This window comes from Amycolatopsis sp. (genome assembly GCF_036008905.1).
GTDB lineage: Bacteria > Actinomycetota > Actinomycetes > Mycobacteriales > Pseudonocardiaceae > Amycolatopsis.
On record NZ_DASYMU010000007.1, the window covers coordinates 56707 to 75461 of the forward strand.

At 69.3% G+C, this 18755-nt stretch carries 24 protein-coding genes; 16 read left to right on the forward strand and 8 right to left on the reverse strand.

What is annotated here, in order from left to right; all coding sequences use genetic code 11:
• Nucleotides 1–6: 6 nt before the first annotated feature.
• The gene (locus VGP60_RS00950; protein WP_327545876.1) at nucleotides 7–939 is read left to right on the forward strand and encodes a D-2-hydroxyacid dehydrogenase family protein; all 933 of its coding nucleotides are present in this window, start codon (nucleotides 7–9) and stop codon (nucleotides 937–939) included.
• A 145-nt stretch (nucleotides 940–1084) separates the two neighbouring features.
• Here the strand turns inward: VGP60_RS00950 and VGP60_RS00955 are convergent, their stop codons facing one another.
• The 5 genes from VGP60_RS00955 to VGP60_RS00975 all read right to left on the reverse strand — a co-directional run bounded on the left by VGP60_RS00955 (nucleotide 1085) and on the right by VGP60_RS00975 (nucleotide 5785).
• Nucleotides 1085–2587 (reverse strand): alpha/beta hydrolase, encoded by a 1503-nt coding sequence (locus VGP60_RS00955; protein WP_327545877.1) that lies wholly within the window; start codon nucleotides 2585–2587, stop codon nucleotides 1085–1087.
• Nucleotides 2584–3399 carry a serine hydrolase domain-containing protein gene (locus VGP60_RS00960; protein WP_327545878.1) on the reverse strand — a complete coding sequence of 272 codons (816 nt, stop codon included), beginning with the start codon at nucleotides 3397–3399 and terminating at the stop codon, nucleotides 2584–2586. The genes VGP60_RS00955 and VGP60_RS00960 overlap by 4 nt, the downstream gene beginning before the upstream one ends.
• Nucleotides 3400–3469: 70 nt before the next feature.
• Nucleotides 3470–3736, reverse strand: coding sequence for an HPr family phosphocarrier protein (locus VGP60_RS00965; RefSeq protein ID WP_327545879.1), 267 nt, complete (start codon nucleotides 3734–3736; stop codon nucleotides 3470–3472).
• Nucleotides 3737–3764: 28 nt separating this feature from the next.
• Nucleotides 3765–5000, reverse strand: coding sequence for a PTS transporter subunit EIIC (locus VGP60_RS00970; protein WP_327545880.1), 1236 nt, complete (start codon nucleotides 4998–5000; stop codon nucleotides 3765–3767).
• Nucleotides 4997–5785, reverse strand: a complete 789-nt coding sequence (locus VGP60_RS00975; RefSeq protein WP_327545881.1) for a GntR family transcriptional regulator — start codon at nucleotides 5783–5785, stop codon at nucleotides 4997–4999. Before VGP60_RS00975 ends, VGP60_RS00970 begins: the two co-directional genes overlap by 4 nt.
• A gap of 236 nt (nucleotides 5786–6021) precedes the next feature.
• On the opposite strand from VGP60_RS00975, the gene VGP60_RS00980 reads away from it, so the two are divergent.
• Both VGP60_RS00980 and VGP60_RS00985 read left to right on the forward strand, forming a co-directional pair.
• Nucleotides 6022–6258 carry a PTS glucose/sucrose transporter subunit IIB gene (locus VGP60_RS00980; RefSeq protein ID WP_327545882.1) on the forward strand — a complete coding sequence of 79 codons (237 nt, stop codon included), beginning with the start codon at nucleotides 6022–6024 and terminating at the stop codon, nucleotides 6256–6258.
• A complete protein-coding gene (locus VGP60_RS00985) occupies nucleotides 6255–6710 on the forward strand; it encodes a PTS glucose transporter subunit IIA (protein WP_327545883.1) in 456 nt (151 codons plus the stop codon). Before VGP60_RS00980 ends, VGP60_RS00985 begins: the two co-directional genes overlap by 4 nt.
• Before the next feature lie 80 nt (nucleotides 6711–6790).
• Here VGP60_RS00985 and VGP60_RS00990 read toward each other — a convergent pair whose 3' ends face one another.
• Nucleotides 6791–7225 carry a Rieske (2Fe-2S) protein gene (locus VGP60_RS00990; RefSeq protein WP_327545884.1) on the reverse strand — a complete coding sequence of 145 codons (435 nt, stop codon included), beginning with the start codon at nucleotides 7223–7225 and terminating at the stop codon, nucleotides 6791–6793.
• 116 nt (nucleotides 7226–7341) lie between these two features.
• On the opposite strand from VGP60_RS00990, the gene VGP60_RS00995 reads away from it, so the two are divergent.
• The 10 genes from VGP60_RS00995 (at nucleotide 7342) to VGP60_RS01040 (ending at nucleotide 15462) form a co-directional block, all read left to right on the forward strand.
• Nucleotides 7342–7719 carry a hypothetical protein gene (locus tag VGP60_RS00995; RefSeq protein WP_327545885.1) on the forward strand — a complete coding sequence of 126 codons (378 nt, stop codon included), beginning with the start codon at nucleotides 7342–7344 and terminating at the stop codon, nucleotides 7717–7719.
• An 11-nt stretch (nucleotides 7720–7730) separates the two neighbouring features.
• Complete coding sequence (locus VGP60_RS01000) at nucleotides 7731–8273, forward strand: sigma-70 family RNA polymerase sigma factor (RefSeq protein WP_414640262.1); 543 nt, start codon at nucleotides 7731–7733, stop codon at nucleotides 8271–8273.
• A complete protein-coding gene (locus tag VGP60_RS01005) occupies nucleotides 8270–8917 on the forward strand; it encodes a zf-HC2 domain-containing protein (protein WP_327545886.1) in 648 nt (215 codons plus the stop codon). Before VGP60_RS01000 ends, VGP60_RS01005 begins: the two co-directional genes overlap by 4 nt.
• A gap of 119 nt (nucleotides 8918–9036) precedes the next feature.
• Nucleotides 9037–9672 carry an A24 family peptidase gene (locus VGP60_RS01010; protein WP_327545887.1) on the forward strand — a complete coding sequence of 212 codons (636 nt, stop codon included), beginning with the start codon at nucleotides 9037–9039 and terminating at the stop codon, nucleotides 9670–9672.
• A gap of 47 nt (nucleotides 9673–9719) precedes the next feature.
• Nucleotides 9720–10907: a chorismate synthase gene (gene aroC, locus VGP60_RS01015; protein WP_327545888.1), complete on the forward strand. Its 1188-nt coding sequence runs from the start codon at nucleotides 9720–9722 to the stop codon at nucleotides 10905–10907.
• Complete coding sequence (locus tag VGP60_RS01020) at nucleotides 10904–11428, forward strand: shikimate kinase (RefSeq protein ID WP_327545889.1); 525 nt, start codon at nucleotides 10904–10906, stop codon at nucleotides 11426–11428. Before aroC ends, VGP60_RS01020 begins: the two co-directional genes overlap by 4 nt.
• A complete protein-coding gene (aroB, locus tag VGP60_RS01025; protein ID WP_327545890.1) occupies nucleotides 11425–12534 on the forward strand; it encodes a 3-dehydroquinate synthase in 1110 nt (369 codons plus the stop codon). Before VGP60_RS01020 ends, aroB begins: the two co-directional genes overlap by 4 nt.
• Entirely contained in the window at nucleotides 12531–12962 is a 432-nt protein-coding gene (aroQ, locus tag VGP60_RS01030; protein WP_327545891.1) for a type II 3-dehydroquinate dehydratase, read from the forward strand. Before aroB ends, aroQ begins: the two co-directional genes overlap by 4 nt.
• Nucleotides 12959–13879, forward strand: a complete 921-nt coding sequence (locus VGP60_RS01035) for a GNAT family N-acetyltransferase (RefSeq protein WP_327545892.1) — start codon at nucleotides 12959–12961, stop codon at nucleotides 13877–13879. Before aroQ ends, VGP60_RS01035 begins: the two co-directional genes overlap by 4 nt.
• A 50-nt stretch (nucleotides 13880–13929) precedes the next feature.
• Nucleotides 13930–15462 carry a beta-xylosidase gene (locus VGP60_RS01040; protein ID WP_414640263.1) on the forward strand — a complete coding sequence of 511 codons (1533 nt, stop codon included), beginning with the start codon at nucleotides 13930–13932 and terminating at the stop codon, nucleotides 15460–15462.
• On the opposite strand, the gene VGP60_RS01045 is transcribed toward VGP60_RS01040, so the two are convergent.
• Nucleotides 15432–15899 carry a B-4DMT family transporter gene (locus VGP60_RS01045; protein WP_327545893.1) on the reverse strand — a complete coding sequence of 156 codons (468 nt, stop codon included), beginning with the start codon at nucleotides 15897–15899 and terminating at the stop codon, nucleotides 15432–15434. The two genes, VGP60_RS01040 and VGP60_RS01045, sit on opposite strands and share 31 nt — an antisense overlap.
• Before the next feature lie 40 nt (nucleotides 15900–15939).
• Between VGP60_RS01045 and VGP60_RS01050 the strand changes: the two genes are divergently transcribed.
• From VGP60_RS01050 to nusB, 3 genes are read left to right on the forward strand one after another with little or no spacing between them, the layout of a single operon-like run.
• The gene (locus VGP60_RS01050) at nucleotides 15940–17037 is read left to right on the forward strand and encodes an aminopeptidase P family protein (protein WP_327545894.1); all 1098 of its coding nucleotides are present in this window, start codon (nucleotides 15940–15942) and stop codon (nucleotides 17035–17037) included.
• A gap of 45 nt (nucleotides 17038–17082) precedes the next feature.
• Entirely contained in the window at nucleotides 17083–17646 is a 564-nt protein-coding gene (gene efp, locus VGP60_RS01055; RefSeq protein WP_327545895.1) for an elongation factor P, read from the forward strand.
• 7 nt (nucleotides 17647–17653) lie between these two features.
• Nucleotides 17654–18133 (forward strand): transcription antitermination factor NusB, encoded by a 480-nt coding sequence (gene nusB, locus VGP60_RS01060; protein WP_327545896.1) that lies wholly within the window; start codon nucleotides 17654–17656, stop codon nucleotides 18131–18133.
• A 79-nt stretch (nucleotides 18134–18212) separates the two neighbouring features.
• On the opposite strand, the gene VGP60_RS01065 is transcribed toward nusB, so the two are convergent.
• On the reverse strand, nucleotides 18213–18701 hold the full coding sequence (locus VGP60_RS01065; RefSeq protein ID WP_003096372.1) for a transcriptional regulator: 489 nt from the start codon (nucleotides 18699–18701) through the stop codon (nucleotides 18213–18215).
• Nucleotides 18702–18755: the final 54 nt, after the last annotated feature.

The window sequence follows — 18755 nt, forward strand, 5'->3', positions numbered from 1 at the left end:
GCCGGTATGAAGATCGCGATTCTCGACGACTACCAGAACGTGGCGCTCGGCTTTGCCGACTGGGACTCACTGGACGCCGAGATCGAGGTGTTCACCAAGCCGCTCGACGACGTCGTCGAGCGGCTTGGCGGCTTCGACGTGATCGTCGCGATGCGTGAGCGCACCCGGTTCCCCGCCGACGTGCTCGGCAAGCTGCCCGAACTCAAGCTGCTCGTGAGCACCGGCCGGCGCAACGCCGCCATCGACATCGCCGCCGCGCGGAAGCTCGGCATCGTGGTGTCCGGCACCGGGTACATCGCGCATCCGACCGCCGAGCACACCTGGGCGCTGATCCTCGCCGCCGCCAGGAACCTGCCCGCCGAGGAGCGCTCGATGCGCGAGGGCGGCTGGCAGGTCGACGTCGGCAGCGGCCTGCACGGCAAGACCCTCGGCCTGCTCGGGCTCGGGAATCTCGGTGCGCGGGCCGCCAAGGTCGGCCAGGCGTTCGGCATGGAAACCCTTGCCTGGAGCCAGAACCTGACCCAGGAGAAGGCTTCCGAGCACGGCGTCACCGCGGTGTCCAAAGAGGACCTGTTCGCCCGCGCCGACGTCCTGTCGATCCACCTCGTGCTCAGCGACCGCAGCCGCGGGCTGGTCGGCGCCGCCGAGCTCGCCGCGATGAAGCCGACGGCGATCCTGGTCAACACTTCGCGCGGGCCCATCGTCGACGAGGCCGCCCTGCTGGACGCCTTGCGGCGCAAGGAGATCGGCTGCGCGGCCCTCGACGTCTACGACACCGAGCCCCTGCCCGCCGACCACCCGCTGCGGTCGCTGGACAACACCGTGCTCACGCCGCACGTCGGCTACGTCACGCGCGAGGTCTACGACGTGTTCTACGGCGACGCCGTCGAGGACATCGCCGCCTTCAAAGCCGGAAGCCCGCTGCGCGTCATGGAGTGACAGGCAAGCTCGGGAACGCCGTGAAGGCCTCCTTCGCAGCGTCTGACGCCGTGAAGGAGGCCTTCAGTACCTCGGGCGACAAGCTGAGCGGCACTTTCTCACCAAAGTGCGAAGCTTCGCTCCCGGGCGACGCCACATTTGACCTTCATGAAGTGAACGGGAAGGCGTCCGGCGCGCAGGTCGTGCCGGGAGCCGGTGTGGCGAGCGTGGTGAAGTAGCTCGTCATCGCCGCGGAGGCGCACGCGCTGTGCACGTTCAGCGAGGTGTGACCCCAGCCGTCGACGACGAGCAGCGAAGCGTTCCCGAGCTGTTTCGCGGCCGCTTCGGCGTTGTGCAGCGGGGTCGCCGGGTCGTACCTGCTGTTGACGATCAGGATCGGGTTCGCCCGTGGCCTGTTCCACGGCCCGAGGTAGCGATCCTCGTCGCGGGCGGGCCAGCCGAGGCACTGGGCCATGCTGAACACCGCGCCCAGCCCGAAGTACGGCACCCGCTGCGCTTCACTGACAGCGAGTTTGCCGTAGGCCGCCTGATCTTGGGGAATTTCGCTGTCGGCGCACTGCACGGCCAGGAAACCGGCGGAATGCGTCGCGAGGTACGGGTCGAGCACCGGAGTGCCCACCGCGCCCCGGGACGGCCCGGTGAGCGCGTTCAGCGTCTCGCCCAACCGTTTCCACCGGCCGACCTGGTAGAACGCGCTGTCGACGGTCTTGAGCAGCGAAGCCGTGGTGGTGCCACCGATCGGGCCGTGGCTCAGCCGCGCCATGATCTCGGCGAATTTCTGCCCTGGGTCACCTGCCGAGAACGCGCACCGCGGCCCGGCCTTGACGCACTCGTCGAAGAACGAGTCCAGCTCGGCCAGCTGCGCCCCGGCCGTGTCCGCGCGGACGTCCACCGGCGCGTTCTCCTGGCCGGGCGCGCCCGTGGCGTTGGCGACGAGGTCGAGCGTGCCGTCGAGCGTCATGGCGCGGACGTTGCCGGGAAACAGGTTCACGTAGGTGCTGCCGAGGTAGGTCCCGTAGGAGTATCCGAGGAAGTTGAGGCTCTGCTCGCCGACGGACTGCCGCAGCAGATCCATGTCCCGGGCCACGTTCGCCGTCGACACGTGCCCGAGCAACTCGCCGGTGCAGGCTTTCCCGGGAGCCGCGCTCGTCGCGTAGAAGGCCTCACGCTGGTCCGGCCGCAGCGGCGACCCGGACGGGGGCACCGGTCTCGCGGGGCAGGCGATCGGGGAGCTGGCGCCGATGCCCCGCGGATCGAAGCTCACCAGGTCGAACCGCGCGCGCAGCTCTTCGGGGTACTTGGGCCCGAAGTGGACCAGCTCGCCGACGCCGTCGGTGCCGGGGCCGCCGAAGTTGACGAACAACGAGCCTAGCCGCCCGGGATCGGTGGCCGGAAGCTTGATCACGGACAGGCTCAACGGCGACGCGGCCGGCTCGCGATAGCTCAGGGGCACCGCGGCCGTCGCGCACTGGAACGTTTGGTGGCAAGGGTTCCAGCGCAGTTCCGGGACGGCCGCGCCGTTCGTGCCCAGCGCGGCCGGAGCCGCCGGATCGACGGTTTGGGGGACCGGTGGCGCCTGAGCGGGCGTGCTGCAGGCGGCCAGCAGCACGACCCCGAGCAGCGCCGGCCACCGGCGCCGGAGGTTCACTTCGCGAATTCGGCGAGCACGGCGTCGGTGAACGGTGGCCAGACTTCGGCGGCCCACGGCCCGAAGGCGCGGTTCGTCAGCGCGACGCAGGCGAGCCCGGCGACCGGGTCGACCCACAGGAAAGTCCCGGACTGGCCGAAATGCCCGAAGGTTCGCGGGGAACTGTTCGCGCCCGTCCAATGTGGACTCTTGTGGTCGCGGAGTTCGAAGCCGAGGCCCCAGTCGTTCGGTTTCTGGTGGCCGAAGCCCGGAATGACGCCGTTGAGCCCGGGGAACACCACCGAAGTCGCTTCCCGCAGCGTTTCCGGCGCGAGGAGCTTCGGGTCCTGGAGTTCGGTCACGAACGCGATGAGATCGTCCACACTCGACGTCCCACCGGAGGCGGGGGAACCGTCGAGAGTGGTGCTGACCATGCCGAGCGGCTTGAAGAGCGCCTCGGACTGGTACTCGGCGAACGGAATGCCGGAATGCTCGGTGAGCGCGTCGGCCAGCTGCTCGAAACCGGTGTTGGAGTAGAGCCGCCGGGTGCCGGGCGGGGCCACCACCTTGTGCGCGTCGAACGCGAGCCCTGAGGTGTGCGAGAGCAGGTGCCGGATCGTCGAACCCTCGGGCCCGGCGGGCGTGTCCAGCTCGACGACGCCCTCTTCGATCGCGATGAGCGCGGCGTACGCCGTCAGCGGCTTGGTGACCGACGCGAGCGGGAACCCTCGGCGGGTGTCGCCGTGCTGCGCGAGCACGTCACCACCGGAGTTCACCACCGCGGTCACGGCGTTCTCTACGGGCCACTGGTCGATCAAGCGCACGCTGTCCATGGGGCCCAGCGTACGAACGCGGGTTGGGCGGACTCCGGAGAGCCCGCCCAACCCGCGTATCGGTGGTACTTCAGGCGTCGTGATCGGTCGCCACGAGTTCGGCGATCGCGTCGACGGCCGCCTGGGCGCCCTCGCCCTCAGCGGTGATGACCACCTCGTCGCCGAAAGCGGCGCCGAGGGTCATCAGGTTGAGCACACTGCCTGCGGCTACCGGGGCACCGCCGTTCTTGGCGATGCTCACCGCCACCGGCTGCGCGGCGGCCGCCTTGGCGACCAGCGCGGCGGGCCTGGCGTGCAGGCCGACCTTGCTCGCCACGGTGACACGTCGTTCGGGCATCGAGGGTCCTTTCCTTGCCTGATGGGGATTACTTGGCCGCGGTGCGTTCGAGGTCGGCTTCGAGCGAGTCGTCCTCACGGCCCGGCGTACGCAGGTTCCACTTGGCGATGACCCAGCGGAACACCACGTAGTAGATGACCGCGAAGACGAGACCGATCGGGATCAGCAGCCACGCCTTGGTCGCCGCGGGAGCGCTGGAGTTCAGCAGGAAGTCGATCGCACCGGCGGAGAACGAGAACCCGAGGTGGATGTCGAGCGCGTTGACCAGTGCCAGTGAGAGACCGGTCATGACCGCGTGGAACAGGTACAGCGGCCACGCCACGAACATGAACGCGAACTCGATCGGCTCGGTGACACCGGTCAGGAACGAGGTCAGCGCCGCGGCGATCATCACACCGCCGACGACCTTCTTCTGGCTCGGCTTCGCGGTCTGCCAGATGGCCAGCGCGGCCGCGGGCAGGGCGAACATGAAGATCGGGAAGAACCCGGTGGTGAACGAACCCGCGCCGGGGACCGGGGGCTTGGCGAAGAAGTTGGTGATGTCGCCACCGTCGAAGATGAACCACACCGGCACGTTGAGCAGCTGGTGCAGACCGATCGGGATGAGCAACCGGTTCAGGAAGCCGTAGATACCGCCACCGATGATCGGGGCCGCGGTGACCGCGTCGCCGATGTTGTTGATGACGTGGTCGACCTGCTTGAAGACGATGCCGAACAGGACACCGAGGATGAGCATCGCGAACGCGGTGATGATCGGCACGAACCGGCGGCCACCGAAGAAGGCGAGGTAGGGCGGCAGCTTGATGCGGTGGTACTTCTGCCAGAGGAGCGCCGCCACGATGCCGGAGATGACACCGGTCAGCACGCTGTACGGCCACTTGGTCGGCGCCAGCAGCCAACCTTCCTTGAAGCCTTCCATCTCGTTGATCGGGGCGATCGCCTGGATCACCTTGTTGAACACGATCCAGCCGACCACCGCGGCCACGGCCGTCGAACCGTCACTCTTGCGAGCGAATCCGACCGCGATACCGATCGCGAACAGCAGCGGCAGCCAGTCGAACAACCCGCCACCCGCCGCGCCGAGTACGGCAGCGACCTTGTCCCAGCCCAGTCCGTCCTTGCCGAGTAGGTCGTCTTGACCGAGCCGGGCCAGAAGACCTGCTGCGGGCAAAGCGGCGATGGGGAGCATGAGGCTGCGACCGAAGCGCTGAAGCGCTGCGAGCCCTCTGCTCTGGCCCTTCCCCGTCGCTGTGGTGGCGCTCATCGGGTACCTCCATATTGGGGATGATGGCCGAAATCCGGGGAATTCCGGTCCAATTGCATCGTGACCTGGTAGTGATCGCCCCGGTACCAGGAAGTCATGTCCTCCACCGGTTCTCCCTGCGAACTGGAGACCCGGCGGAAGACGAGGAGCGGGCTGCCCGTGCGCATGCCGAGCAGGCGCGCGGTTTCCCGGTCCGCCGATTCGGCCCACACCGTTTGCCAGGCGTGGTCCGGCCGGACGTTGTACGCGTCGGCGAGCTGTGCGTACAAGGACTGTGAAAGGTCGAGTTCGAGCAGCCCCGGCATCTTGCCGGCGTGATACCAGCCACGTTCGACGGCGAGCGGGACGCCGTCGGCGCGGCGCAGGCGCATCAGCCGGTGCGCGGGGGCGCCGTCCTCGATACCCAGCGCGTTGGCGTTGGGCTTCGGGGGGACTTCGGTGGAGGTGCGCAGGACCTCGGTCGTCGGGGTCAGGCCGCGCCGCCGCATGTCGTCGGTGAACGACATCAGGTAGAGCTGCAGTTCCATTCGCCGCGTGGCGGTGAAGGTGCCTTTGCCCCGCACTCTGGAGAGCAGGCCCTCCTCGACGAGCTTGCCGATCGCGGACCGGACCGTCAGCCGTGACACGTGATAGCGGTCGGCGAGCTCACGCTCCGACGGGATCGGGGACCCCGGCGGCAGTTCCTGCTCGACCGCGCGGCGAAGGATTTCCCGCAGCTGGGCGTGTTTCGGGGTAGGGCCTTCGACGACACGGTCGGATGCGGGGATGGGCATGGAGGCACTCATCACCATCACTTCCCTTCGTGCTCGTCCGAGTTCTGCCACTCGCGCCGAGGCGCGAACATTGGTACGTTCCGGTCTAGACCAATGTCTGATGGGGCAGAGTGCTCCCTCGCACGTTGGGGTGTCAACCACCGTTATGCGTTCGTGGCCCAGAATGGCGAGCGCGGACGCCAATCGGCGTAGTACAGAGCTTGGGACGCCCGGGGCACGGGGACATGTTAGGAACAAAGGAGGCCGCGATGGCGGACGACAGGCCGGAAAAAATTCTCGCGGCGCTCGGCGGAGCCGACAACGTGATCGAGATCGAAGGATGCATCACCCGGCTGCGGTGTGAACTCGAAGACGGTTCGATCATCGACGAGCCGGCGCTGAAGAAGGCCGGCGCGATGGGCGTGGTGAAGATGGGTTCGGTGGTGCAGGTGATCATGGGGCCCGAGGCCGACACGATCGCGAGCGACATCCAGGACCTGATGTGAGCCTCGAGATCCTCAGCCCGGTCGACGGCAAGACCGTCGCCATGAGTGACGTGCCGGACCCGGTCTTCGCGCAGGCGATGGTCGGACCCGGTGTGGCCGTTCAGCCTTCGGGCGGACGGCAGAACGCGGTCGCCCCGGTCGACGGCACGGTGGTGACCCTGCATCCGCACGCCTTCGTCATCGCGACGGAGTCCGGGCAGGCGGTGCTGGTGCACCTCGGCATCGACACCGTGCAGCAGAAGGGCGAGGGTTTCACCCTGCACGTGGTCAAGGGTGAGACTGTCCGGGCAGGACAGACGCTCATCGAGTGGGACCCTGACGCCGTCGTCGCCGCGGGCTACTCCGCGATCGTCCCGGTGGTGGCGCTGGACGCGGCCGCCGAGGCGCTTTCCGGCATTTCCACCGGAACGGACATTTCGGCGGGGGATCCCGTATTCAGCTGGCAGAGCTGAAAACGTGCGGCGCTGAAAACGAGAAGGGGCCGCCCGGGACGTTCACTGTCCCGGGCGGCCCCTATTTTCCTGGTGTTGGGTTAACCCGTGACGACCTTGCCGTCGGCGACCTTGACGGCCACGGACGGGAGCGGCGACGTCGCCGGTCCTTTCTTGACCGCGCCGGTGAGCGCGTCGAACTCGGAGCCGTGACACGGGCAGTTCAGGACGGCGCCGGCCGCCTTGACCGTGCAGCCCTGGTGGGTGCAGATCGCGCTGAACGCGGCCGCGGTCGTCTCGGTGGGCCGGGACACGACGATCTCCTGGCCATCGGCGGTCTTGGCGCTCATGGACTCACCGACCGGGATGTCCGCGAGCGTGGCGACGGTGGCGCCCGCGGCCGGGGCAGCGGCGGGGGCAGCGGCCGTCCCGGAGTCGCTGCCACAGGCGGCGAGGGCGACGGTGCCCACAGCCACTCCGGCTACGGCAGCTCCGGTGGTGAGGATGTTGCGGCGGGTGTGTAGTTCGGCAGTCATGTCACAAGACACGAGATGATTCCTCGATCGGTTCAATTCGGCGCGGAAATGAACCAGACAGGCCACTCTTCCGTGTTCCGGGTAAGAGGGTTCACCAGGAGAGCTGAGGAGCGGTTATGGGCGCATGGGTGGTACGGGTACTGGTGGCCTTGGGGTTGCTCGGATCGGCATGGGTGCACTACGACCTGTGGGCCAACGAGGGGTTCAAGGACATCGACGTCGTCGGGCCGTTGTTCCTGGTCAACGCGGTGGCCGGGGTGGTCGTCGCGATCGCGGTACTCGTCTGGCACCACTGGTTCCCGGCGCTGGCCGCGGTCGGGTTCGGGGCCGCCACACTGGGCGCTTACGTGCTTTCGGCGACTGTCGGGTTCTACGGCGTCCAGGAGCAGTTCACCACACAGGCTGAGATCTGGGGCGTGGTGACAGAGGCCGGCTGCATCGTCTTCGGGATCATCCTGATGGCCATGGCGGTGCGGTCACGCAGTCGCGCGTGAGGACGATGCGGATGAAGCTGGTGCCGAAGAAGGTCGGTTCCGGGAAAAAGGGGATCGACGACGACCTGATGCGCGCTCTGCACAACGACCACGCGAGCGCGCTCTGGTCGTTCGCGCTGCACCTCGTCGGCGGCGACCGTTCGCGGGCCGAGGACGTCGTGCAGGAGACGTTGCTGCGCGCGTGGCGTCACCCCAGGGTGCTGGACCAGTCGCAGGGGTCGGCGCGGGCGTGGCTGTTCACCGTCGCGCGCCGGATCGCGATCGACGGCTGGCGGACGGCGTCCTGGCGCACCGAGATCAGCACGGACATGCCACCGGAACGGCCGATCGGGGACGGCACGGACCGGGCAATCCAAGGCTGGGTCGTCGCCGAAGCACTGGGTGAACTCTCCGCCGCGCACCGCGAGGTGCTGCTGCTCTGTTTTTTCCACGGACACTCCGTGGCTGACGCCGCCGCGCGGCTCGGGATCGCCCCCGGGACGGTCAAGTCACGTACCCACTACGCGTTGCGCGCGTTGAAACTCGTACTCGAGGAGAAGGGGGTGACTCAGTGACCCCGCCCGAAACAGACCCGTTCGATACCTTCGATGCCGCTTACGTGCTCGGCGCCTTGTCGCCGGAAGACCGTCAGGCTTATGAGGAACACCTCCTCGGGTGCGACGCGTGCGCGCGCTCGGTCCGGGAGATCGAAGAGATGCCCGCCCTGCTTTCGCAGGTCGGCCCCGAGATGATGGGGGGCGAGCCGCCGCCGTCGAGCCTGCTGAGCACCACGCTGAGCCAGGTCGCGAAGACCCGGCGCCGCCGGACGGCCGCCATGGTCGGCACGGTGGCCGTCGCGGCCGCCGCCTGTATCGCATTGGCCGTGACGATTTCGCTGCCCGCGCCGGAGATGGGGTCACCGGGGTCGACGATGACGGCGCTGGGGAACTTCCCCGTGCAGGCCGACGTCGGGCTCGAGGACGAGGACTGGGGAACCCGTGTCTCGATGAACTGCAGCTACACCGGGGGCCGCAGCAGCGGCAGCTACGTCCTGGTCGCGGTCCGGTACGACGGCTCGATCATGGAACTCGCGACCTGGAGCGCCGTACCCAAGGACACCGCGCGGCTCGTCGTCGCGACCGAACTCAAACGCACCGACATCCAGGCCCTCGAGATCCGGACCCGGTCGGGCATGTCCCTGCTCCGTCTCGATTCCTGAGGTACTTGCAAGCCGGGAAGCCCCGCGAACGGTCATCTCGCACGTTATGACCTGGGGATTCGTGGATTTCCGAGAAACGGTGATTGCGGAGGGTGTGGCGCGCGGCGACGCTGGGTGACGTGGAAATCATCTGGGTGTTCGCGGTGACCGGGCTCGGCGTGGGTCTCGCCGGGCGGGCAGTGCTGCGTGCGGTGGGGGCGCCGGTGCCCGCCGGAGTGTGCGAAGGCCTGTCCGTGCTGCTGTGGGCCGCGGTCGGCTGGTGGTGGGCGGCCGGGGGCGTGCCGAGCTGGTGGCTGCCGGTGCCGCTGGTGGTCACGGCGTTCGCGGTCCCGTTGCTGCTGGCGGATCTCCGCTATCGGCGGCTGCCCGACGTCTTGACGCTGGGGGCTTATCCCGGGTTCGGCGCGGCGGTCGGTGCCGTCGTCGCGTACGGGGGAGCCGAGTTCGCGGTGCGTTCGGGAGTCGGCGCGCTGGTGTTCGGCGGTGTGCATCTGGCCGTGCACCGGCTGCGGCCGGGTTCGCTCGGCGCGGGCGACGTGAAGCTGTCGGGCAGCCTCGGCCTGGTGCTGGGGGCGGTCGGCTGGGCCGCGCTGGTGCTCTGCGCGTTTCTCGCGGCGGTCGTGACCCTGCTGTTCGGGCTCTTCGCGCGCCGCCGGGAACGAGGCTGGCGCACGGCCGTGCCGCACGGGCCAGGGCTGCTCGTGGCGACCTGGCTGATCGTCTTGACTCCGGTCGAAGCCGTGGCCCGGCCGTGACCGGGCCTGTTTGTGACCGCTCATCCCACCGTGGAAGGATCTGTCGGGTGTTGCGTTGGATAACCGCAGGTGAATCCCATGGCCCTGCCCTTGCCGCTGTGCTGGAAGGCATGGTGGCCGGAGTCTCGGTCACCACAGCCGATGTCAACGAGCAGCTGGCGCGCCGGCGTCTCGGCTTCGGCCGGAGCCCGCGTATGGGCTTCGAGACCGACCACATCGAGTTCCTGGGCGGAGTGCGCCACGGGCTCACCCAGGGCGGCCCGGTGGCGGTGCACATCGAGAACGCCGAGTGGCCCAAGTGGGAAAAGGTCATGGCGGCCGACCCGGTCGACCCGGCCGAGCTGGAGAACCTCGCCCGCAACGAGAAGCTGACCCGGCCCCGGCCCGGCCACGCCGACCTCCCCGGCATGCAGAAGTACGGCTTCGACGACGCCCGCCCGGTCCTGGAGCGCGCCTCCGCCCGCGAGACGGCGTCGCGCACGGCATTGGGCACGGTGGCGCGGGCGTACCTGCGGCAGCTGCTGGGGGTCGAGATCATCAGCCACGTGGTGTCCATCGGCGGTGCCGAAGCCCCCGAAGGCCCGTTGCCGCTGGCCTCGGACCTCGCCGCGATCGACGAGAGCCCGGTCCGCGCCTTCGGCGAAAAGGGCACCGAAGTGATGGTCGCCGAGGTCGACGCCGTGCGTAAGGCGGGGGACACCGTCGGCGGCGTGATCGAGGTCATCGCCTACGGCCTCCCGCCGGGCCTCGGTTCCCATGTGCACTGGGACAGGCGCCTGGATTCGCGGCTGGCCGGTGCGCTCATGGGCGTGCAGGCGATGAAGGGGGTCGAGGTCGGCGACGGCTTCACCACGGCCCACCGCTGGGGCACCCAGGCCCATGACGAGATCGACCGCGGTTCCGGTCCGGTCGGCGTGACAAGGCGGTCCAACCGTGCGGGCGGCCTCGAGGGCGGCATCACCAACGGCGAGCCGGTGCGCGTCCGTGTCGCGATGAAGCCGATTTCGACCGTGCCCAAGGCACTGGCCACAGTGGACACCGAGACCGGTGAGGCCGCGGTGGCCATCCACCAGCGTTCCGACGTCTGCGCCGTGCCGCGTGCCGGGGTCGTGCTGGAGTCCGTGGTCGCGCTGATCCTGGCCGACGCCGCGCTGGAGAAGTTCGGCGGGGATTCGCTCGTCGAGAGCAAGCGCAACGCCGACGCCTACCTGAAAGCCCTCGAGGAGCGCTGGTGACGCCGCGTGCGGTGATCGTCGGGCCCCCCGGGTCCGGCAAGAGCACTGTCGGCCAGTTGCTCGCGAAGGAACTCGGCGTCGAGTTCCGTGACGCCGACGAGGACATCGTCGCCCGGGCCGGGAAAGCGATCGCCGACATCTTCACCGAGGACGGCGAGCCCGCTTTCCGCGCGCAGGAAGAACAGGTCGTCGCCGAGGCGCTGGCCGAGCACGAAGGCGTCCTGTCGCTCGGCGGCGGCGCGGTACTCGCCCTTCCCACCCGCGAGCGCCTGAGCGGCGCCGCGGTGGTCTTCCTGAACGTGGGGATGGCCGAAGGGGTGCAGCGCACCGGGTTGTCGACGGCCCGGCCGCTGCTCACCGGCGTGAACCCCCGCGCCACCTACAAGTCCTTGCTGGACGCCCGGCTGCCGGTGTACCGCGAGGTGTCCACTGTGGAGGTCGACACCGACAAGCGGACCCCGGAAGAGGTGGTCGCCGAAATCGTGCGGCTGCTGGCCCAAGAGAACCCAGGAGAGTCATGACCGACCCGGTCCGCATCCAGGTGAAAACCGGCACCCCGTACGAGGTGGTGATCGGTCGCGGGCTGCTCGGTGAGCTCACCGAGGTGCTGGCCGGCGCGTCGAAGGTGGCGTTGATCCACCCGTCGACACTGACGACCACGGCCGAGGCGATCCGTGACGAACTGGTCGCGGCCGGGCTCGACGCGCACCGCGTGGAGATCCCGGACGCCGAGGACGGCAAGGCGCTGACCGTCGCCAGCTTCTGCTGGGAGGTACTCGGCCGGATCGGCCTCGACCGGCAGGGTGTGGTCGTCGGGCTCGGCGGCGGCGCGGTGACGGACCTCGCGGGCTTCGTCGCGGCCACCTGGATGCGGGGCGTGCGCCTGGTCAACGTGCCGACGACACTGCTCGGCATGGTCGACGCGGCCGTCGGCGGCAAGACCGGGATCAACACCGAGGCAGGCAAGAACCTGGTCGGCGTGTTCCACGAACCGGCCGCGGTACTGGTCGACCTGGCGACGCTGGAAACCCTGCCCCCCAACGAACTCGTCGCCGGGATGGCCGAGGTCGTCAAGACCGGGTTCATCGCCGACCCGCGCATCCTGGAGCTGATCGAGCAGGACCCGGCCGCCGCGCTCGACACCCAGGGCGAGGTGCTCGGCGAACTGGTCCGGCGGTCGATCCAGGTGAAGGCCGACGTCGTCGCCGCGGACCTGCGCGAGTCGGATCTGCGCGAGATCCTGAACTACGGGCACACCCTCGCGCACGCGATCGAGCGTCGCGAGCGGTACAAGTGGCGTCACGGCGCGGCTGTCAGCGTCGGCCTCGTGTTCGCCGCCGAGCTGGCCAGGCTCGCCGGGCGGCTGGACGACGCGACGGCCGCGAGGCATGTCGCGGTCCTCGAACTCCTGGGCCTGCCGACGAAGTACGACGCGGACGCGCTGCCGCAGCTGCTGGAGAGCATGCGCGGCGACAAGAAAACCCGCTCCGGCATCCTGCGATTCGTCGTGCTCGACGGGCTGGCCCGGCCGGGCAGGCTGGAAGGCCCGGACCCGGCACTGCTGGCCGCCGCGTACTCGGCCGTCGCCAAGGACGAGCCGACGAGCGGGGGAGGGATCTTCCTGTGAAGGCACTGGTGCTCAACGGCCCGAACCTCGGCCGGCTCGGCAAGCGTGAACCGGGCATCTACGGCGCCACCACCTACGACGACCTGGTGGCGTCGTGCGTCAAGACCGGTGCGGAACTGGGGCTTGAGGTCGAGGTGCGCCAGACCGATCACGAGGGTGAGCTCGTCGGCTGGCTGCACCAGGCCGCCGACGACGGAACCCCGGTCGTGCTGAACGCCGCCGCCTGGACGCATTATTCGGTCGCGGTCCGCGACGCCGCCTCCCAGCTGAAGGCGCCGCTGATCGAGGTGCACATCTCGAACGTCCACAAGCGCGAGGAGTTCCGGCACACGAGCCTGCTCTCCGACATCGCGACGGGCGTGATCGTCGGGCTCGGGGTGGACGGCTACCGTCTCGCGCTGCGCTGGCTGGCGGACAACGCGGAATGAGCGTCCCGGTACTGCGCACGGAAAGGCTGGTGCTGCGGGAAATCGCGCCCACCGACACCGACGCCGTCATCAGGATGTTCGCCGACCCGTGGATGAGCCGGTTCTTCGCCGCCGACCTGGCCGATCCCGTCCAAGCCAAGGCCCTCGTCGACAGGAAGCTCGCCGACGACAGCGCCGAGGGACTGGGGCAGTGGGTGATCGAGCTCGACGGCAAGCTCGTGGGCCTGGCGCATCTCCGCCCGTCGACGCAGCTGCCCGGCGGGCTCGCCGAGATCGGCTACTCCCTCGACCGGGCGCACGGTGGCCAGGGACTCGCGACCGAAGCCGTTACCGCGGTACTCGATCACGGACTGTCCACAATGGCCCTTCCCGCCATATGGGCGTTGATCCACGAGTCCAATGTGGCCAGTCTGAACCTGGCCCAGCGCTTGGGTTTCCTGGATGTGGGCAACGGAGTCCACTATGGAGCCGAACATCGCGTGCAGGTCGTGCTGCCGGGCGCGCACGGCAAGCCGCACCACATCGAACTGTGGGTCCCGGATCTCGCCCGCGCCGAGGAAAGCTTCGGCTGGCTCCTCGGCGCGCTCGGCTGGCACGAGTTCCAGCGCTGGTCGGCCGGCGTCAGCTGGAAGCTGGGGACGGGCTACCTGGTCGTCGAGCAGTCGCCCGCGGTACTGGGTGAGCCCCACGACCGGATGCGCCCGGGGCTGAACCATCTCGCGTTGCACGTCGACACCCGTGAGCACGTCGACGAATTGGCTGCCGAAGCGCTGAAGCACGGCTGGCGGCCGATGTTCGCCGATCGTTATCCCTTCGCCGGGGGCGAAAAGCACTACGCCGCGTATCTGGAAAACGCCGACGGGTTCGAGATCGAACTCGTGGCCGAGCCACAGGGCGACCTGCCAGTCGGTCACTAACGTGAACGCGTTAACCCGAGAGGGTTAATCGCTCGCTACACTCGGCGATCATGCGCACGTTGCCTCCGGGGTTCCGGCGAGCCGCTCGAGGCTTCCTGGCCACCCTTGTCTGCGTCGCGATGCTCGCTGGCTGTAGCGATGGAGGCTCCCAGCCGATGGCCGACGCGGCCGGCGGACGCGGCGGCGGGATCGGCGGAGCCAAGCCGAAAGCGCCTCCCCAAGCCATCAACGTCCCGTTGGCCACGGACGCCGGCCGGGGCAGCCCGGGCGTCGTCGCCGCGGGCGGGGCGGACGCCGTGTACAACTACGGCCCGACGGTGATGGCCGACGGCGGCCGGACCCGGATGTGGTGGTGCAGCCAATACGGCGGCTCGGGCCCGCCCGGCGACGACATCCTCTACGCCGAAGCGCCGACTGCGGACGGCCCGTTCACCGGTCCGGGCGGTGGGATCCCCGCGGCGGTCTTCTCCGGCAACCCCGGGAACTTCGACGGCGTCCACACCTGTGATCCCTCGGTGCTCCGGGTCGGCGAGACCTACTACCTGTACTACACCGGCGCGGCCGGGGACCACGCGCTCGGCAACTCGATCGGCGTCGCGACGAGCCCCGACGGCATCACCTGGACCCGGGCGAACGGCGGACGGCCCATCGTCGACCCCTCGCACGACGTCCACCGGGACAACGTCTACGGCGCCGGCCAGCCCACGGTCGTCTACCTCGACGGCTGGTTCTACCTCATGTTCACCGACACGACCGGCCGCGCCGCGGGTGTGAACGGCGCCGGCCAGTTCCTGCTCCGGTCGAAGGACCCGGTGTTCGCCGGTGGCGTCGAAGCGCTCAGCGACCAGGGCTTCACCGCCGTCCCGACCGCGTCGACCACTCGGACCAGATCGCTGGTCGACGCCTTCAGCGTGGACCTGACGTGGATCGAGGCGCTGCAGGCGTTCGCCATCGCCCACGAGACCACCGACGGCACCACTGTCACCTTCTGGAACCAGGAGTTCACCGCCAGCCCGTACCGGCCGGTGCTGATCCCCGGGCCGTGGCGCGAGGGCCCGGGCCTGGTGCGGCGCCCTGACGGCCACACCCCGCTCTCCGCGGCCGATCCGTGCGGCCGGGTGCCGCTCGACGTCGTCCGCGCGACCGCCATCGGCGGTGCCGCCGCGCCCACGGAACTCCGGCACTTCGGCGTCGACGTGCGGGCCGTCGTCGCGTGCCCCACCCCGGATCGCCTGCTCAGCGTGCTGGACGGCGCCGCGATGCCGTCCCCGGCCCGTACCGTCGACCTCGTCGCGGGCCGCCGTGTCCTGCGTGTCGACCGGCGTTCGGTGGCCGCGCAACTGGCCGGGCAGGTGCTCGACCAGCGGGTGCCCTCGCTGAACACGGTGCCGGTCACCACACGGCTGCAGACGGGCGCGAAGGCGGTCAGCGCGGCGGGACGCGGGGTCGGGTTCGTGCTGGCCGACGGCAAACTGTGGCCGCTGCGGCGCCCGGAGGTGGCGGCGGCGAACGATTCGCCGGTCACCGAGATCAGCCCCCAGCAGTGGGACGCCTACCCGATGGGCTTCCTGCTCGGTCGCTGAGCGGGTTCGGCCTCTTCGTCTTCGTCGTCGGTGAGCGCGGCCTTGCGAGGCGATTCGAGCCTGCCGCCGACGAGCAGCCCCAGCCCGGCCGGGATCAGCACCAGCAGCGCGGTGAAGGCGGCGCCGCCGGTCAGCGCCGGCCAGAGCTCGTTCATGCTCGTCTGGTCCACGAAGATCGCGCGCGCGATGACGTACAGGACGCCGGAGACCGGCCCGGCCACCAGCGCGGCGATGAACCAGGTGCGGCCGCTGTCCTCGCGCCGCAGCCAGCCGTCGAGCGCGCTCCACAGCGCGGCCGCGCCGACCAGCACCGCGATCGCGACGGCTTGGATCACCGTCGCGCCGGTCGGCTGGTAGACCTCGACCTTGGCGACGGTGGTGAAGGCGGCCGCGTGCAGCACGGCCATGATGAGTCCGCGGATCAGCCAGGTGCGCATGCCAGCACGTTATCCCGTCGGGGTCACTAGGGTGGTGGTCGTGCCTGAAACCCACTCTCGCCGCCGAGCCGCCCTACGGGCCCTCCTACAGGAGGCCGAGCTCGAAGCCCTGCTCGTCACCGATCTGCTCAACATCCGCTACCTGACCGGGTTCACCGGCTCGAACGCGGCGCTGCTGGTCCACACCGGCGGCGAGGAGCACACCGTGTTCTGCACGGACGGCCGGTACACCACCCAGTCGGCGGCCGAGGTCCCCGACCTCGAGCGCATCCTCGACCGGTCCAGCGCGCAGGCGCTCGCCGCCCGCGCGAGTGCCGATGCGGGCCGGTATCGCCTCTCCGGTTTCGAGAGCCAGCACGTCAGTGTCGACCAGTTCGACGCGCTGAAGACCCAGTTCGGCGGCGTCGAGCTGCGCCGCGCGCCCGGGCTGGTGGAGGACCTCCGGCTGACCAAGGACGAGCAGGAGATCGACGCGCTCCGGCAGGCCTGCGCGGCCGCGGACCGGGCGCTGGCGGACCTCATCGAGCACGGGGGCCTGCGTCCCGGCCGCACCGAGCTCGAGGTCGCCAGGGATCTCGAGAACAGGATGCTCGAACATGGCTCGACCGGGCGATCCTTCGACTCGATCGTGGCAGCGGGCGCCAACTCGGCCATCCCGCACCACCGGCCGACCTCGGCCGTCCTCGCCGCCGGCGACCTCGTGAAAATGGACTTCGGCGCCACCGCCGACGGCTACCACTCGGATATGACCCGCATGGTCGTGCTCGGCAAGCCCGCGGCCTGGCAGCAGGAGATCTACGACCTGGTCCAGCGCGCCCAGGCGGCGGGCTGCGAGGCCGTGCTGCCGGGGGTCGACGTCGCTGATGTGGACAAAGCCGCCCGCGAGGTGATCGTCGCCGCGGGGCACGGCCCGGAGTTCGCCCACGGCCTCGGGCACGGCGTCGGCCTCGAGGTGCACGAGGCACCGAGTCTCGCCGCGACCGGCGTCGGTACACTATCCGCCGGTATGGCGGTCACCGTCGAACCCGGCGTCTACCTCGCGGGTCGTGGTGGCGTGCGCATCGAGGACACGCTCGTCGTGCGGGACGGTTTTCCCGAGCTCCTCACCCTGAGCACCAAAGAACTCGTGGTCGTCTAGAACCCGGCCGCACCGACGAACTGAACTACAGGAGATCCAGCACTCGTGGCCACCACCAACGACCTCAAGAACGGCCTGGTCCTCAACCTCGACGGCCAGCTCTGGAACGTCATCGCCTTCCAGCACGTGAAGCCGGGCAAGGGCGGCGCGTTCGTCCGCACCACCCTCAAGCACGTGCTGAGCGGCAAGGTGGTCGACAAGACCTTCAACGCCGGCACCAAGGTCGACACCGCGACCGTGGACCGTCGCAACATGACGTACCTCTACAAGGACGTCGACGACTTCGTCTTCATGGACGCCGACACCTACGACCAGATCACCGTGCCGAAGGCGACAGTGGGCGACAACGCCAACTACCTGCTGGAAAACACCGAGGTCCAGGTCGCGATCCACGAGAGCACTCCGCTCTACATCGAGCTCCCGACCTCGGTGGAGCTGATCGTGCAGCACACCGACCCCGGCCTGCAGGGCGACCGCTCGACCGGTGGCACGAAGCCGGCGACGCTCGAGACCGGCGCGGAGATCCAGGTGCCGCTGTTCCTGACCACCGGTGAAAAAGTCAAGGTCGACACACGCGATGGCCGGTACCTCGGCCGCGTTTCGAACTGAGTACCTGGTGCCTTCTTCAGACAAGACCAGCAAGCCGCAGCCGTCGGGCAAACCCCAGCGGGGCGGGCCGATCAGCCGTAGCCAGGCGCGCAAGCGTGCCGTGGAGATCGTCTACGAAGCCGCGCAGCGGGGTGCCGACGCGGTGACGCTGCTCGCGGACCGCGTGGGCTCGGTCGAGGTCGACCCGATCGCGGACTACACGATCACGCTGGTCGAAGGGGTGACAGCCCGCCGCGAAAGCATCGACGAGCTGTTGTCCGAGCACGCGCAGGGCTGGACGATCGACCGTATGCCGCCGGTGGACCTCGCGGTGCTCCGCGTCGGCGTGTGGGAGCTGCTCTGGGCCACCGACGTGCCCGACCCGGTCGCGATCGACGAGGCCGTCGGCATCGCCAAGGAACTGTCCACCGACGACTCCCCGCGGTTCGTCAATGGCGTCCTCGGCCGCATCGGCTCCATCGCCGAACGACTCCGAGCGGTCCTGTAATCCCAGCTCAAGAGGTTAAAGCCGCTCTTTAAAGGGTCCTGTGCAGCCCCGCGTTCAAACCCGCGGGGCTGCTCCGCCTCTAGTCCTCTTTTGAAGGCCGCGCCTCCGGGGGCAGTACGCCCCAGTCGATGAGCTGCTCGGTGAGCTCCCCGGGGGTCATGTCGTAGATGATCGCGAGGGACCGGAGGTCCTCCGTGCGGATCGACAGCACCTTGCCGTTGTAGTCCCCGCGCTGGCTCTGGATCGTCGCGGCGTACCGCGCGAGCGGTCCGACCTTTTCGGCGGGCAGCTGCTGCAGCCGTTCGAGGTTGATCACGATCTTGGTGGCGGGCTCGGCTCCTGATGGGACCCGGCCTTCCGGGAGCAGCTCGACCACGGGTACGCCGTAGAAGTCGGCCAGTTCGGCCAGCTTCTGGACGGTTACGGCGCGATCGCCACGCTCGTAGGAGCCGACCACGACGGCCTTCCAACGGCCGCCGGACTTCTGTTCGACCCCGTGCAGGGACAGTCCCTGCTGCTGGCGGATCCCCCGAAGCTTGGCCCCGAGCGCCTTGGCGTAATCGCCCATGTGGTGGTTCTCCGTTTCCTCGCCCCGACCGGCTTCATGTGACGGTCAGGGGTC